The organism is Saccharothrix sp. NBAS 001, from assembly GCF_056640475.1.
This window is the reverse complement of record NZ_CM153251.1, coordinates 3,497,258-3,512,194: the sequence shown is the minus strand read 5'-3', so window position 1 is coordinate 3,512,194 and position 14,937 is coordinate 3,497,258. Positions and strand designations below refer to the sequence as shown.

Genomic DNA, 14,937 nt, shown 5'->3' with positions numbered 1-14,937 from the left:
CCTACCAGCCCCAACCAGCACACCACCGCGGCGAACCTGGATCCGAACCTCAAACAGCTCCTAGCTCCGGGCAGTCGCCGGCCGGTCGAGGACGACCACGTCCCAGCCCGAGGCCAGCACGATCTCGCCGGCGGGTCCGACGCGGAGGGTTTGTTGGCGTCGGCCCGTGTAGTGGAACCGGGCGAGGGTTTCCCCGTCGCCGGACCGCCAGATCCGGACGGTGTGGCGGTCTGCGGTGATCACGACCGGCGTGCCGTCGATGACCGCGCACGCGGCGGAGACGACCGCGCCGTCGTGTTCCCGGTAGGTGAGCCTGGGCTCCCCGGTGGCCAGGTCCCAGATCCGGGCTGTGCCGTCGTAGCTCGTCGTGACGACCACCGGCGAGTCGCCGCCGCCGGCGGCCGTGGCTAGGTCGGTGAGGTGCTCGGCGTGGCCTGACAACGTGAAGATCCGCCGGCCGCTCAGCGTGTCCCACACGTGCGCGGTCGCTCCGCCGGTCGTGATGACCACGTGCCGTCCGCCGACGACGGCGCACCGCACCGCCTCGTCGACACCGTAGCCGGCGGTGAACCGGCTGCGGACCGCTCCGGTGAGCAGTTCCCACACCTGCACGGTCCGGTCGGCCCCCGTGGTGACCGCCAGCGCGACGCCGTCCAGCTCGGTGCAGGTCACCGCCCGGACCGAGTTGACGTGGCCGGTGTAGGTGAGCACCGGTTCCCCGGTGGTCGCCTCCCACACCCGGGCCGTGCCGTCGAAGCTGGTCGTGACCGCGAGGAGGCGGCCGTCGACCTCCGCGCCCGCCACGGAGGCGAGTGCGGCGCGGTGACCGGTGTAGGTGAGCACGGGCCGCCCGGTCGCGAGGTCCCACACCCTCGCCGTGGTGTCGAAGCTGCTGGTGACGATCAAGGACCGGTCGGGGGCACCGAGGACCGCGACACCGTTGATGTCGTGCTGGTGCCCGTCTTCGGTGGCCGAGGGCGCGGCACCGGTCAGATGCCACACCTTGGCCGCCGTGTGGTCGGCCGTGACGACGACCGGGCGGCCGTCGACCACGGCGGGTGCCACCGCGTGGATGAACTCGTGGTGCCCGCGCAAGACCGCTCGGGGTTGCCCGGTCTCCAGGTCCCACACCCGGACCGTCTTGTCGAAGCTCGACGTGACCGCGACGGGCCTGCCGCCGACCGAGGTGCACGCCACGGCGTAGACCTTGTCGTCATGGCCCCGCAGGGTGGCGCGCAGCGTGCCGCCGGCCAGGTCCCAGACCATCGCGGTGGCGTCCGAGCTGGTGGTGACGGCGACCGCTCGTCCCCCGACCGAGGTGCACGCCACGTCGCGCACCAGATCGTCGTGGCCGGCGAGCGTGGCGAGCAGCCCGCCGTCGCGGAGGTCCCACACCCGGACGTGCTCGTCCTCGCCGGCGGTGACGACGACCGCGCGGCCGTCGACCTCCGCGCACGCCACCCCGTACACCTTGTCCTGGTAGGCGCTGATGATCTCCGTCATGGTCAGCCCGGTCTCGTCCTGCGGGTAGTCGCCGGACAGGACCGCCCGCAGCGCGCCGGTCGCCGCGTCCCACACGCGCGCGGTGCGATCCCAACTGCCGGTGACCACGACCGGCACGCCGTCGACGGTGCCGACGGCCAGCGCGCGGATCAGGTCCCCGTGCCCGATGAGCTTGGCGCGCAGCAGCCCGGTGTCGGGGTACCAGAGCCGTGCGGTGTGGTCGTCCCCGGCCGTGACGACCACCGGTTCGCCGTCGACTTCGACGCACGCGATCGCGTGCACGGTGTCGGTGTGCCCGACCAGCGTCGTCAGCAGCGTGCCGGTGGTCAGGTCCCACACGTACGCGGCGAAGTCCGCGCCGGAGGTGATCGCGACGGGCCGGCCCCGGATCGTCGTGCACGCGACGACCTCGCCGGCCCGGTCGTGGCCGAAGTCGTTGCGCAGGACGCCGGTTCCGAGGTTCCACGAGGTGATGGCGTTGTACCCGCAGACGACGGCGACGGGTTCGCCGTCGACCACGGTGCACGCCACGGCCTTGCCGCCGGCGAGGGTCGCGTGCAGCGCGTGGTCGACTTGTCGGCCGGTGGCCCACCGGGGTGCCCATTCGAGATCTTCGGCGAGGCGGCGGCGCAGGGCGTCGGCACCGAACCGGGCGGCGTCGGTGGCTGGCACGAGACGCCGGCGCTCCGGGGCCAGCCGGCGGTGCAGCGTGGCGGAGGCCCGGTAGACGGCGCGGGTGAGGAGCCCGCGTTCCCCGGTGACCGTGTGCAGCGCGACGAGCAGTTCGTCGGGATTCGCGTGGACGACGTAGTCGCAGTCGTCGACGAGCGCGTCCACGGAGCCGCTCGCGGCGGCGTGGGTGGCGATGTGGTCGCGGGTGTAGCGGTGCGCGGTGTCCCAGCGGCGTCGGCCGGTGGCCGGATCGGTCGCGACCTGGGCCAGCAGCGCCTCGGTGATGGTGTGCTGGGCGTGGTGGTCGCGGCCCGCGCGCAGGTGCTCGGCCATCGTCTCGTGCACCAGCCGGAACACCGCCTCGCCCGCCACCTCCGTCTCCACGAGGTAGGCACCGGCGTGGTCGTGCAACCGGCGCAGGTCTTCGTCGGTGCACGCGACCCGGACAGCGCTTCGACCAGGTTCGCCCACACCCCGGACCAGGGCAGCCCGGCTCCTTGCGCGTAGGCCAGGGGGCGCATCAGCCGCTCCACGGAGGACCGCAGCGGGCCGAAGCGGTCCAGGTAGGCGGCGAACGCCTGCCGGGCGTCGGACGGCAGGTGCCCGCGCCACCCCGGGTTCGTCGTGTCGACCGTGATCTGCCCTTGGACCAGGGCCCGCGCGGTCATCCGGGCCACGAGGAACGAGGTGCCCGCGCGGGCCGCGATCGCCTCGGCGACCGGCCGGGCCCGGCGGGCGTCGTCGCGGTAGGGCGAGCGGCTGTCCGGGTCCTGGGCGTCGAGCAGCACGGCGCAGGCGTACTCGGCGACGTCGTCGGGCCGGACGTGGTCGGGCGAGTCCAGGTCGATGACGACCACGGCGTGGCCGAGGGCGGGCATCGAGGGCGCACGGGCACCCACCACCAGCCGGACCGCCGGCATGGTCGTCAGCGGGTGCAGCAGGTCGCGCCCGATCCGTTCGCCCTCGGCCGGGTCGCCCGCCGTGCCGGCCTCGTCCAACGCGTCCACCAGGACCATGACGGGCCGGGCGCGCTCGGCCAGCGCGCCGAGCAACTCGTGCCGGTCCGCGCCGGGACGGCCGATCGCCCAGGCGAGGTGGCGGGCCAACGACTCGGCGGTGGCGCGCCGCGCGTGCAGCGGCACGACGTCCAGCGCCACCTCGGTGAGCAGCAGCAACCTGCCCAGCACGGCGGACTTGCCCGACCCGGGCAGCCCGGTGACCACCCGCGCCCGGCGGTCGTGGACCTCCGCGCCCAACCAGGCCGTCAACTGCTCCAGGGCGGGCACGCGGGCGGTGAAGTAGTCGCCGCGATCGGCCACGTGGTCGACACCGCGGCCGGCGACGCCGAAGTGCGCGCGGTGCCGTTGCCGCACCACCTCTTCCGGGACCGCGTCGTCCTTCCCGTCGTGGAAGTGGGCGATGAAGTCGCGCGCCGTCTGCACGATGACGCCGTGGTCCGAGGCGTGCGCCGTCTGGCGCACCTCGGACCACCGCTCAGGTCTGGGATCATCGGCCACGACCGCGATTGTGCCGCTTCACGGTGCTCCTGCGGACGCGCACGACCGTGTCGCGACCTCAGGGGCCGCAGCCGGGCACCACGACCGGAGCGCAGTCGACGGGTTTGTTGCCCACCACCCCCGAGCCGTTGTTCAGGGTGATCGGGACCGGGGCCGTCGAGTTCCACTCGACGTAGAGCCCGCCGCCGGGGCCGCGCTGCGCGTCGGACGCGGCCGGACCGGTCGAGTTGCCGCTCACCCTGGTCTGGTCGGCGGTGTAGTGCGCCGCGGGAGCGGACGACCCGGCCCAGAGCAGCGCGAGCCCGCCGCCGTCGCCGCTGCGCCCGAGCGGCCCACCGGCGCCGGTGACGTTGTCGCCCACCGTGCTCGCCGTCGGCTCGTACGACCCGGACGTCGCGATGCCGCCGCCGCGCCCGCCCCGCCCGCCGGGCCCGTTCCCGGCGGCACCCGTGGTGTTGTGCTCGACGTAGCCGAGGTGGCTCCGAATGGTGCCGCCGACGCTCGCGATGCCGCCGCCGTCACCGCCGACGCCGCCGACCGAACCGTCACCGCCCTTGCCGGTCGCGTTGTTCGACACGCTGGCCTTGGCGAACGCCACCGAGCCGCCGTCGTTGAAGATGCCGCCGCCCCGGCCGCCCCGCCCGCCGGGCGCGGCCGGGCCGCCGTCGCCGCCCGCGCCGGTCTGGTTGTACATCACCCCGGAGTACAGGCTCATCGCGAACGACCCCGCGTTGTAGACGCCGCCGCCGTCGCCACCGGGCTGCCCCGGCGCGCCGTCGGGCGTGTGCCCGCCGCTGATCCGACCGGACCCGGTGATGGCGACCGCGCCACCCCTGGCGATCTCGAAGATCCGGAACCGGGGCGCGGTCGGCGCGCGGGTGATCACCGCCCGCGCGACCTGGAAGTCGATCTGGCCGGTGACGATCGGCAGCCCGTTGGGCCCGTGCTCGCCGACCGACGCGGGCGCGGTCAACGTGTAGGTGCAGCCTTCGGCGAGCCACAGCTTCGTGAACCCGCCCTTCGCGTTCGCGTCCGAGATCGCCTTGACCAGGCTGGGCGTGTCGCACGCGACGATGTCGATCGCGCCGGCCGGTGGCGCGCCACCCGCCCCCAGTCCGAGCACGGCCAACGCGACGATGAGCGGGTGCCCCATGACGCCTCCCCGACGAAGTAAGGACCTCACCTGGTCATCGGCAGCGCCCGCACCCGCCCGGAGCGCCGACCCGGCCGAACCCCGGGGTGCGCATCGGCCCAGCGGGCGGGCCCCGAACGTCCCCGGGAACGTCGACGTGGGCCAGTCCGGGTCGGGTGGCCTGCGGGGCGGGCGGTCTCAGCGTCGAACGGCGCGCGACTTGCGCCAGACCCGCCGGTAGTACATCTCGTAGGACTCGAACGTGTTCGGCGCGATGCGTGGCCACGACCCGTCGGACGGCCGGATGAGCTGCTTGACCGTGCGACGCCCGGCCTCACGTGCCGCTTCTTCGGCCGCAGCGGCGTCCGCACCGCCTTCCGACGCTTTCTTCTCCGCATCCCGATAGGCCGACCGGTAGAACTCCTCGCCGGGCATGGCGGGACCGGACCGGCCGATCCGGCTCTGGAAGCCCAGCACCGTGCCCTCGACCTCCTCGTCCACCATGCGGTCGACGTACCGCTCCTCGTCGGGCGAGGCGTCGGCATCGGGCGAGGCACCGGATTTCTTGCGCTCGACGTGGTACATCTCGTGGACGAAGTAGCCGGCCAGACTCGCCGCGTCCAGCTTGAGGTTCAGGGTGCAGCGGGAACCGCCGTCGTAGGACGCCGCGCCGCCGTCGACCCACGACAACGTGATGCCGTGGTCGTCCTGCACCTTCAGCGCGTGCTGCCCTTCGGGCGTGCTCGCGAGAACGGCCATGAACTTCGCCCGCTTCACCTGGAGGCGGTACGAATCCCCCAGCAGACCGCGCTGCACGACGATCGTGAACGCCCGATTCCCGATCCGACTCCGCAACGGGGCGCTCGCCTCGTCGCGCGCCTTCGACCGGTCCGGATCACCGCGCTGCCCGCCCCGCGCATTCCTCCACACGATTCCTCCCCCGTGCGTGACACACCCGCGCACCCTCACCGTGGACCCGCGCGGGCAGGCGGACCACTGCCGCAAGGCCGCCCGGAAGGGCATCTTGTTCCGCCCTTTCGGGCTGGGCGCGGCACGTCGCCCGGCGGCCCGTGGACGACGCGCACCCTGGCGGTGTCACCGTCCACTGTAGATCGACTTCTGCCGTGAATTCGTGATCATGTAAGGAAAGCTGCGGCGTAGTGTTCCGGAGCACGGTGTGCCGCGTCACCGGTGACCTGGCCTACGAACCGGCTTCGCCGCGTGTTCCTCCACTTAGGATGAGCTTCGCCGGTCCTCGGAGGGAAAGAGTGTGATGACGAAGTCGACGCGAACCAAGGCCATCGTCCGCTACGCGGCGGCACCGCTGGGAATCCTGCTGTCCGGGGTGCTCGTGCTGTTCGCGTCGCAGGCCGCGTTCACCGCGCAGACGTCGACCCAGTCGAACTCGTGGAGCACCGGCACGATCAACCTCACCAACGACCACGAGGGCACGGCCGTGTTCGCGGTCGACAAGCTCGCGCCGAACACCGGGGGCAGCAAGGACGTCGTTGTCACCTACACGGGTGACTACGCCTCGGACATCCGGCTGTTCGCCACCTCCCCGGTCGAGCCGACCGGTAGCCTGGCGCAGAACATCACCCTGAACATCCAGCGCGGCACGGGCTCCGGCGCGTCCTTCACGCCGGACCAGAACGCGCAGTGGAGCGGCACGCTGGCCGCGTTCGACGCGATCGGCTCGTACTCCAACGGCGTGCTCGGCTACCAGACGCCGGGCTCGGTCACCAAGACCTTCCGGATCGCCTACAACTTCGCCCCCACCGGCGACACCACCGGCCTGATGGGCAAGAACACCGGGGTCACCTTCACCTGGGCCGCCGAGACCACGTCCTGACCGTCCCCCGAACAGGCGAGGCCGAACCATCCGACACCGCGAGAGCACCGCGCGGCAGACCCCCGACACCTGGCCCGCCGTGGTCGGGCGGGCGGTCTGCCGCGCGGTGCTCGGCGTCGTGGTCGGCCTCGTGCTGTGGTCGCTGGTGCCGCCGCTGATCGGCTGGCACAGCACCGCCGTGGTGTCGGGTTCGATGGCCCCGCGCGTCGACCGGGGCGACGTCGTGGCGGCGTCGCCGATCGCCGGGCAGGAGGTCGCGGCCGGGCAGGTCGTCCTGTTCACCGACCCCGGCCCGAACGACCGCAGGGTCCTGCACCGCGTGCTCACGGTGAACACCGACCGGACGTTGACGACCAAGGGCGACGCGAACGCCGACCCGGACCCCACCCCGGTCCCGGCCGACGACGTGCTGGGCCTGGCGCGGCTGCGGGTGCCGTGGGTCGGCTACCCGCTCACCTGGGTCGGCGAGGGCCGCTGGCTGCCGCTCGTCGCCACGGCGGGCGCGCTGTCGCTGCTCACGGCCGGCGCGTTCGGCCCGGGGCCGCGTTCGGCCAGGCAGGCCGTGGCCGCCGGGACGGCGCTGGTCGTGCTGGTCGCGGTCGGCGTGACCACGGCGCGGGCCGGTTTCACCGACACCACCACGACCGCCGCGAGCTGGCGGACCGCCGCGCTGAGCGGGTACCCGGCGGCCGTGCTGGCCGACCAGCCGCAGTACTACTACCGCCTCGACGACGCCGCCGGCCCGAGGGCCGCGGACTCGTCGGGCAACAACCGGCACGCCGAGTACCGGGGCACGCCGCAGTACGGGGCACCCGGCGCGCTGACCTCGGAACCGGGGGAGAAGGCGGTGGCCTTCCCGTCGAACACCGGCCTGGGGTTCGCGACCACGACGGTGCGCGCGGTGCCCTCGGTGTTCACGTGGGAGGCGTTCGTCAAGGCCGACTACACGTCCTCGGAGAGCACGCTGTTCCAGTTCGTGGCGGCCAACGGCGCGGCGACCTACCGGATCGTGCTGCGCGGCGGCGAGATCGGCCTGCTGCAGAACTCGTCCACCCAGCTGATGGCCCTCGGCTCGGGCTACCTGACCAACGGCTCGTGGCAGCACGTCGCCATCACGGTGTCGGAGACCTCCGCGCAGGTGTTCGTCAACGGCAAGCCGAGCCCGGTCTCGCCGCTGCGCGTGCCGGGGCTCACCGTCCCGGCCTCCCGCCTGTCGTTCGCCGGGCCGGACGGCACTCCGGCGGACAAGCCGTTCAAGGGCGTGCTGGACGAGGTCGCGCTCTACCCCGGGGCGCTGACCGCGGCCCGGATCCAGGCCCACTACAACGCCCGCTGAACCGGGCCGCCGATCCGGCGTCCCCTATTCGCGCCGGCACTTCCTGTCAACTGATGGCTTCCGTTCCGCAGAATCGTTGAAGGTGCAAGCACCCGATCGGCCGGAACGCGCATATCGACCCGTCCGACTTCGGCGTTACGGATTGCGCCGGGCCGGGCGCTTACGTTCGGTCAGCGGTTACCGCCATCGGGGGTGGGCCCGCCGTCGGCGAGTCGCGGAGTTCGAATCGTTATACATGAGCCCCTTTCAGGCCGTTTTCCCATGTCGTGGGTGTGATCGCGGGTAACAGTGGATCGGCGAAACCCGGTATTCTCCGGATTTGCCGCGCGGGTTGTCACTAATTTTGCGGATAGCCCGTCGCGTAGCCGCATTCTCGCCGCCCCGATTGCGGTAGCGTCGCCGCCCAGTTGATTGCTCGATGACCGCACGGGACCGTCGATGACCGACGTGCTGTGGCCCGAGGCAATGGGTTCCCGTGCTCGGACGATTAAGCGACGGCCGCTGAAGAGGTACGACATGGGCAATTCCGGTCCGGACCCCTCCATATCCGTGGACCACGCCGACCTGGGCACGCCGGGTGCCCGGCTGGGCCGTGGCGGTGAGGCGACGGTGTACGACCTGCCCGGGTTCCGGCTGCCCGACGTGCGCGGCGAACTGGTGTTCAAGCACTACCGCGCGGTGCACGCCCAGCCCGAGGCGCTGCGCCGCGTCGTGGCCGCGCGCACCGCGCTGCCCGACGACCTGCGCGCCCGGCTCGACGCGATGACCGCGTGGCCGGTGCGCGTCGTGGTGACCGGGGAGCAGGCGGTCGGCGTGCTCATGCCGCGCATCCCCGGGCCGTTCTTCGACCTCGTGCAGCGCAACTCCGGCGAGCGGCGCGTCCTGCGCGAGGTGCAGAACCTGTTCATCGACGAGGCGCGCGCCCTGCGCGTCGGCAGACCGGTGCCGACCCCGGAGCAGCGGCTGCGGATCTGCCGGGACTTCGCCGCCGCGCTGGCGTTCCTGCACGACCGGCTGAAGATCGTCTTCGGGGACGTGAACCCCAAGAACGAGGTCTTCCGGCTCGACGCCGAGCCCATGGTGATGTTCCTGGACTGCGACGCCGTCCGGCCGAGCGGCGTGGTGTCCCGGACGCGGCAGCTCGACGCGCCCGACTGGGTGCCGCCCGAGGGCGGCGTGCTCAACCGCGCCACCGACCTGTACAAGCTCGGCCTGTTCGTGCTGCGGTGCCTCACGCCCGGTCACTTCTCCTCCACCTCGACGGACCCGGCCGCCGCGGCGGGCGTGCTCGACGCCGAGGGCATGGACCTGCTGCGCAGCGCGCTCGGCCGGGACCAGAACGTCCGCCCGGCCGCCGCCGAGTGGGTCCGCTACCTGCGACGGGTGCTCGGCCAGGCCGCCGCGCCGCCGGTGCTCGGCGCGGTGCGGCTGGACCGGGCGCTCGTCCTGTCCGCGCAGCCGGTGGTCGTGGAGTGGGAGGCCCAGGAGGCCCGGCACGTCGAGATCACCACCGGCGCGCGGACCGCCCGGGTGGACGGCCGCCCCGGGCGGGGCCGCACGGCGGTGACCCCCGACGCGTCCGGCCCGATCGAGGTGCGCGCGCTCAACGACCTCGGCGAGGACCGGCGCGAGGTCGGGCCGGTGACCGTCCTGCCCGCGCCGGAGGTGGTGTCGCTGCCGGTCCCGCTGCCGGAGATCCCGTGGCCGGGTCGGGGCGCGGCCGCTCCGCTGCTGCCGGTGCCCGGTCCGGCCGCGCACGCCGTCGTCGCCGCGTTGCCGCCGCTGCCCGGCATCGGCGGGCACGTGGTCCCGCTGCCGCAGCTGCCCGCCCCGTGGCTCGCGCGGTTCCCGCTCGACCTGAACGCGATGTTGTCCGACACGCCCGCCCTCAACCTCGACGTGGGCGGCCCCGATCGTGGAAGAGATGGCCGATGAGCCTTTCCCTGGCGCTCGCCAGACTCGCCGGCGCCCGCATGTCGGTGTTGCAGAAGAGTCCCGGCGACGTGAACAAGCACGCCGCGATGGGCGGTGTCCTGCTCAGCACCTCCACCGTCGCCGCCGTCTCGGCGTTCTTCGCCCTGCACTCGATCCTGGAGCTGCCGGCCTACGCGGCGGCGGGGGCCGGACTGGCCTGGGGCGTGGTGATCTTCAACCTGGACCGGCTGCTGATCGTCACCATGACCAGGGCCAACGGGCTGTTCCTGAACATCCTCGCGGCGCTGCCCCGGATCGCGCTCGCCGCGGTGATCGGCGCGATCATCTCGATGCCGCTGGTGCTCAGGATCTTCGAGCCGGAGATCAACTCCGAGCTGATCGCCATGCAGGCCGAGACGACCAAGGCCAACCAGGGCCGGTACGACGAGGCGTACCGCAAGATCACCGAGCTGGAGGGCGAGGAGACCCGGCTGCTGGCGGTGGTCTCCGGGCAGGCGACCGCGACGGTGTCCGACGACCCGGACGTCAAGGCCGCGAAGTCCAAGCTGGACACCGCCGAGAAGGCGTTCCTGGACGCCAACGCGCTGGCGCAGTGCGAGTTCGACGGGAAGTGCGGCACCGGCGTGCCCGGCGACGGCGAGTCGTACCGGCAGAAGAAGCGGCTCGCCGACGACGCCCGCACCGTGCGCGACAAGGCGCAGCGGGAGCTGGACGACATCACCGCGAAGGTCACCGGTCGGCTGGAGAGCGGCGCGGTCAACCTGACCGAGCAGGCCCGCAACCGCCTGCCGCAGGTGCAGGCCGAACTCCAGCGGCTGCGCACCGAGCGCGGGGACCTGGAGAAGCGCGGCAACTCCGCGACGGTGGCCGACACCGGCCTGCTCGCCCGGCTGGAGGCGCTGGACCGGATCACCGCCGGGCGGCAGAGCGGGTCGCAGGCGCACATGGCGCTGTTCCTGCTGTTCCTCTGCATCGAACTGCTGCCGGTGATCGCGAAGCTGCTGTCGGGCCTGGGACCGGAGACGCTCTACGACCGGATGGTGCGGCGCGCGGACGACGGCGCGGACGACGACGACAAGGTGTGGGCCGACCGCGACCGGGACATCGCCGAGGCGCGCGCCGACCAGCAGGCCGACGTCGAGCGCCAGCGGCTGGCCGCGCAGACCACCGCGCACGCGCGCACCACCCAGCTCGTGGCCGACCAGCAGTTGAAGATGGCGACGAGCGCCATCGACGTGTGGGGCAAGGTGGCCGAGCAGCGCACCAAGGAGGAGCTGCACCGCTGGTACCGGCAGCACGCGGGGTCCGGCGACCCCGAATCGACCACGCCGATGCCCAGGATCGGCCCGTCCCACCCGACGACCGGCACGCCCCCGTTCGGCGCCACGTCCTTCGGCCCGCGCGGCGCCGCCGCGTCCACCCCGAACGGCTCGGCGGGCCTGGTGGTGCCGGGCACCGTCCCGAACTCCGCACCCCCCAACGGTTCCGCCGCGCCCGGCGGGCCTTCGGCGGACGCCGCCGACACCCTGCGGTTCCCGCCCGTCCGGATTCCCCCCACGCACGGCGCGCGCGTCAACGGCACGCCGTCGACCGGCCCCAACCCCTGAACGGAGACTCCCAGGTGGAGAGCGACAAGGCCAAACTCCTGCCGTTCTACCTCGTCATCGACGTCTCGCTGTCGATGAGCGGGGACAAGCTCAAGCAGGCCAACATGATCATGCCCCAGGTGGTCGACGCGCTGGCCGACGCGCCGATCCTGTCGGACAAGGTCCGCTTCGGCGTGATCGACTTCGGCAGCGACGCCCAGGTCCGGTTGCCGCTGTGCGACCTGCTCGACGACAACGTGACCCTGCCCTCGCTCGCCGTGCGCGGCGCGACCTCCTACGCCGCCGCGTTCCGCCTGCTGCGCTCGGAGATCGAGAGCAACGTCAAGCAGCTCAAGGCGGACGGCTTCATGGTCCACCGCCCGGCGGTGTTCTTCGTCAGCGACGGCATCCCCACCGACCACGCCGACGAGTGGCGCGCGGCGTTCCGCGACCTCACCGAGAACTTCCCGACCTACCCGAACCTGGTGCCCTGCGGCGTGGACGAGGCCGACCCGGCGACGCTGGCCACCCTCATCCACCCGGCCTCGGGACCCAAGGCCATGCAGCTGTACCTGATGGGGCAGGGCCAGAACCCGGCCGACGCCATCGCGGCCATCGCCGAGGTCCTGATCTCCAGCATGCTGGCCTCCGGGCAGAGCATGGCGCAGGGCGGTTCCGGGCTGCTGCTGCCCGACCGCAACGACCTGCCGGCCGGCATCACCGCGCACTCGTCGGACGACTTCGTCTGATGGAGACCACGACCGAACCCGTGGCCGACCCGCCCGCCGCGCCCGCGCCGGACTGGCGCGGCGAGGTGCGGCCCTACGAGGTCGGCGACCCGGGCCGGGCGGCGGCCAAGGTCGTCCCGGTGCCGGACCCGGCCGGCTGGGACCGCCGGGACACCGTGCTGGACGGCTTCGCGCTGCTGGACGGGCCGAAGAAGCCGATCGCCGAGGTGCGCGCGGCGAGCGTGCGCGGGTTGTCGCACCGGCACTACGGGCGCGTGCGGCAGGACGAGTACGGCATCCGGCGCACCGACGACGGCCGCTACTTCGTCATCGGCGTCGCCGACGGGGTGTCGTCCGGTCCGATGTCGCACAAGGCCGCGATCCTCGCGGCCCGGTGGGCGACCGAGAAGCTGGCGTCGGCGCTGGCGTCGGCGGAACCGGAGCGGTTCCCGTGGGGCACGTTCGTGCGGGGCGTCGCGAACCGGATCGAGCGGCGGGGCCGCGACATGCTGGGCCGCGAGGACGCCGACCTGCGCGAGGTCGCCGACCACCTGGCGACCACCGTCCTGTACGCCGTGGTCGACCTCCGGCCGGTCGACGGCGCGCACCCGGTGCACCTGGTGTCGATCGGGGACACCTCGGCGTGGGTGCTGCGCGAGGGCGGCCGGTGGGAACCGCAGGCGGCGGTGAAGAACGACGGGGCGGACCTGTACACGGGCTCGGTGCACGCGCTGCCGGTGCCGCTGGCCGCCGACCCGGTCCCGGTGCGGACCACCATCGCGCCGGGGGAGGTGCTGATCGTCGTCACCGACGGCGTCGGGGACCCGCTCGGGCACGGCACCGGCGCGGTCGGCGCGTTCCTCGCCGACGCGTGGGCCGCGCCGCCCGCCTCGGCGCTGGACTTCGCCGCCCAGGTGGGCTTCGCCCGCAAGAGCTTCGACGACGACCGCACCGCGGTCGCGTTCTGGCCGGTGGCGCGCGCGTGACCGAGCACGCCGTCACCCTCGCCGAGATCGGGCCGTTGGGCGCGCTGCTCGGGTCCGGCGGCCAGGCGAGGGTGTTCAGCGTGCCGCACGCGGCGTTGCCCGACGTGCCGGGGCCCTTGGTCTACAAGCAGTACAAGGCCGGGCACGCACCGCCGCACGGGCTGGCCTCGGTGGTCCGCCGCCGGTTGCGCATGGACGAGGACACCCGGCTGCGGCTCGACCTGTCGACCGCGTGGCCGGTGCGCACGGTCGAGGAGCACGGCGTCGTGCTCGGCGTGCTCATGCGGCTGATCCCCGAGTGGTACTTCGAGGACCGGCTCATGCCCAGCGGTGCGCCGGCCAGGTCCCTGCGGGAGGTGCAGCACCTGTTCGTGGACCCGGAGCGGTCGCTGCGGCTGGGGATGCCGGTACCGGGCCTGGCGGGCCGGCTGCTGGTGTGCCGGGACTTCGCGCTCGCGCTGCACCTGCTGCACCGCGCGGACCTGGTGGTCGGCGACATCAACCCGAAGAACGCGGTGTTCCAGCTGGTGCGGCGGCCGTGCGTGATGCTGGTCGACTGCGATGCGATCCGGATCAAGGGCGCGGTCGCGGTGGTGCGCCAGCTCAACGCGCCGGACTGGGAACCGCCCGAGGACACCCTGAACCAGCCCACCGACCGCTACAAGTTCGGGCTGTTCGTGCTGCGCTGCCTCACCCCCGGCCCGTTCGCGTCGACCACCCGCGACCCGGCGCGGCTGGAGGGCGTGCTGCCCGACGAGGGCACGCGGCTGCTGCGCGCCGCGCTGGGCGACGATCCCGCGCTGCGGCCCGGCGCGCAGGAGTGGGGCCGGTACTTCGACTCGCTGCTGCTGCCGCCCGGATCGCCGGCGGAACCGCCACCGGCGCAGGTGACCGGAGGGTGGCGGCGGGACCCGCGCACCCGGCGCTGGATCCCGGTGGGCTGAGCATGTCCGCCGATCTGTGCACGGTGTGCCGCCGGCCGCCGACGGGCCGCTACGCGGTGTCCCTCCAAGGCGAGGCCACCTGCGCCCGCCACCCCCAGGACGGCGTGTGCGCGCTGTGCGGGCGGCCCCGCCACGTCGGGGAAGGCGGCTGGGCCGCGTTCACCGCGTCCACGGTGCGCTGCCCCACGTGCCGGCGGCAGGCGGTGGAGGACCAGGTGACCGCCCGCGCCCACATCCCGCGCGTGCGCGAAGACGTGGCGGCGCTGGGCATCCGGCTGCAACGGCGGGTGAAGGTGACCCTCGTCGACCCGGAGTCGATCAACGCCGACCCGAGCACGTTGTGCCTCGGGCGCACGCACACCAGGACCTCGCAGGAGGAGAGCAGCGTGCTCGGCATAGAGATCGCGCGCGGCCTCACCCCGGTGCACTTCGGCGCGACGGTGGCGCACGAGATAGGGCACGCGTGGCTGTTCCAGCGCGGTGCGCGGATGCTGCCGCCGGTGGTCGAGGAGGGCGTGTGCGAGCTGTTCGCGGGCGCGTGGCTCAAGCGGCAGCGCGTCCCGTTCGCCGACGCGCTGCGCGACGCCGCCCTGAAGTCGGCGGACCCGGTGTACGGCGCGGGCTACCGGCTGGTGCGGGACGCGGTCGTGGCGCACGGCATCGCGGCCGTGCTCGACGCGGTCTGCGCGCGCGGCGAGTTGCCCGGGGTGCGAGGCAGAGCAGACCAACCGCAGAGGAGCAGGTGA

The 14,937-nt window shown here is 73.3% G+C and carries 12 protein-coding genes; 9 read left to right on the top strand and 3 right to left on the bottom strand.

The features are described from left to right. Window positions 1-60: 60 nt before the first annotated feature. Window positions 61-2,646 carry a WD40 repeat domain-containing protein gene (locus AC0HI0_RS14890; protein WP_480932940.1) on the bottom strand — a complete coding sequence of 862 codons (2,586 nt, stop codon included), beginning with the start codon at window positions 2,644-2,646 and terminating at the stop codon, window positions 61-63. Between the two features lie 375 nt (window positions 2,647-3,021). On the opposite strand from AC0HI0_RS14890, the gene AC0HI0_RS14885 reads away from it, so the two are divergent. Beyond that, complete coding sequence (locus tag AC0HI0_RS14885; RefSeq protein ID WP_480932939.1) at window positions 3,022-3,477, top strand: hypothetical protein; 456 nt, start codon at window positions 3,022-3,024, stop codon at window positions 3,475-3,477. A 273-nt stretch (window positions 3,478-3,750) separates the two neighbouring features. On the opposite strand, the gene AC0HI0_RS14880 is transcribed toward AC0HI0_RS14885, so the two are convergent. Then, a complete protein-coding gene (locus AC0HI0_RS14880) occupies window positions 3,751-4,845 on the bottom strand; it encodes a hypothetical protein (RefSeq protein ID WP_480932938.1) in 1,095 nt (364 codons plus the stop codon). A gap of 177 nt (window positions 4,846-5,022) precedes the next feature. Continuing rightward, window positions 5,023-5,754 carry a hypothetical protein gene (locus AC0HI0_RS14875; RefSeq protein ID WP_480932937.1) on the bottom strand — a complete coding sequence of 244 codons (732 nt, stop codon included), beginning with the start codon at window positions 5,752-5,754 and terminating at the stop codon, window positions 5,023-5,025. Window positions 5,755-6,097: 343 nt separating this feature from the next. Between AC0HI0_RS14875 and AC0HI0_RS14870 the strand changes: the two genes are divergently transcribed. The 8 genes from AC0HI0_RS14870 (at window position 6,098) to AC0HI0_RS14835 (ending at window position 14,937) form a co-directional block, all read left to right on the top strand. Continuing rightward, entirely contained in the window at window positions 6,098-6,676 is a 579-nt protein-coding gene (locus AC0HI0_RS14870; protein ID WP_480932936.1) for a hypothetical protein, read from the top strand. Between the two features lie 79 nt (window positions 6,677-6,755). Further along, window positions 6,756-8,012, top strand: a complete 1,257-nt coding sequence (locus AC0HI0_RS14865; RefSeq protein WP_480932935.1) for a signal peptidase I — start codon at window positions 6,756-6,758, stop codon at window positions 8,010-8,012. A 516-nt stretch (window positions 8,013-8,528) separates the two neighbouring features. Continuing rightward, window positions 8,529-9,947 carry a hypothetical protein gene (locus AC0HI0_RS14860; RefSeq protein ID WP_480932934.1) on the top strand — a complete coding sequence of 473 codons (1,419 nt, stop codon included), beginning with the start codon at window positions 8,529-8,531 and terminating at the stop codon, window positions 9,945-9,947. Further along, complete coding sequence (locus AC0HI0_RS14855; RefSeq protein WP_480932933.1) at window positions 9,944-11,554, top strand: DUF4407 domain-containing protein; 1,611 nt, start codon at window positions 9,944-9,946, stop codon at window positions 11,552-11,554. Before AC0HI0_RS14860 ends, AC0HI0_RS14855 begins: the two co-directional genes overlap by 4 nt. A gap of 14 nt (window positions 11,555-11,568) precedes the next feature. Then, window positions 11,569-12,282 (top strand): vWA domain-containing protein, encoded by a 714-nt coding sequence (locus AC0HI0_RS14850; RefSeq protein WP_480932932.1) that lies wholly within the window; start codon window positions 11,569-11,571, stop codon window positions 12,280-12,282. Then, window positions 12,282-13,247: a protein phosphatase 2C domain-containing protein gene (locus AC0HI0_RS14845; RefSeq protein ID WP_480932931.1), complete on the top strand. Its 966-nt coding sequence runs from the start codon at window positions 12,282-12,284 to the stop codon at window positions 13,245-13,247. Before AC0HI0_RS14850 ends, AC0HI0_RS14845 begins: the two co-directional genes overlap by 1 nt. Further along, window positions 13,244-14,191, top strand: coding sequence for a hypothetical protein (locus AC0HI0_RS14840; RefSeq protein WP_480932930.1), 948 nt, complete (start codon window positions 13,244-13,246; stop codon window positions 14,189-14,191). The genes AC0HI0_RS14845 and AC0HI0_RS14840 overlap by 4 nt, the downstream gene beginning before the upstream one ends. Before the next feature lie 2 nt (window positions 14,192-14,193). Further along, window positions 14,194-14,937: a protein DA1 gene (locus AC0HI0_RS14835; protein ID WP_480932929.1), complete on the top strand. Its 744-nt coding sequence runs from the start codon at window positions 14,194-14,196 to the stop codon at window positions 14,935-14,937.

Coding starts and splice junctions, on each gene's coding strand:
- AC0HI0_RS14845 (WP_480932931.1), top strand. CDS start 12,282: ATGGAGACCACGACCGAACCCGTGGCCGACCCGCCCGCCGCGCCCGCG.
- AC0HI0_RS14860 (WP_480932934.1), top strand. CDS start 8,529: ATGGGCAATTCCGGTCCGGACCCCTCCATATCCGTGGACCACGCCGAC.
- AC0HI0_RS14885 (WP_480932939.1), top strand. CDS start 3,022: ATGACGACCACGGCGTGGCCGAGGGCGGGCATCGAGGGCGCACGGGCA.
- AC0HI0_RS14855 (WP_480932933.1), top strand. CDS start 9,944: ATGAGCCTTTCCCTGGCGCTCGCCAGACTCGCCGGCGCCCGCATGTCG.
- AC0HI0_RS14880 (WP_480932938.1), bottom strand. CDS start 4,845: ATGGGGCACCCGCTCATCGTCGCGTTGGCCGTGCTCGGACTGGGGGCG.
- AC0HI0_RS14835 (WP_480932929.1), top strand. CDS start 14,194: ATGTCCGCCGATCTGTGCACGGTGTGCCGCCGGCCGCCGACGGGCCGC.
- AC0HI0_RS14870 (WP_480932936.1), top strand. CDS start 6,098: ATGACGAAGTCGACGCGAACCAAGGCCATCGTCCGCTACGCGGCGGCA.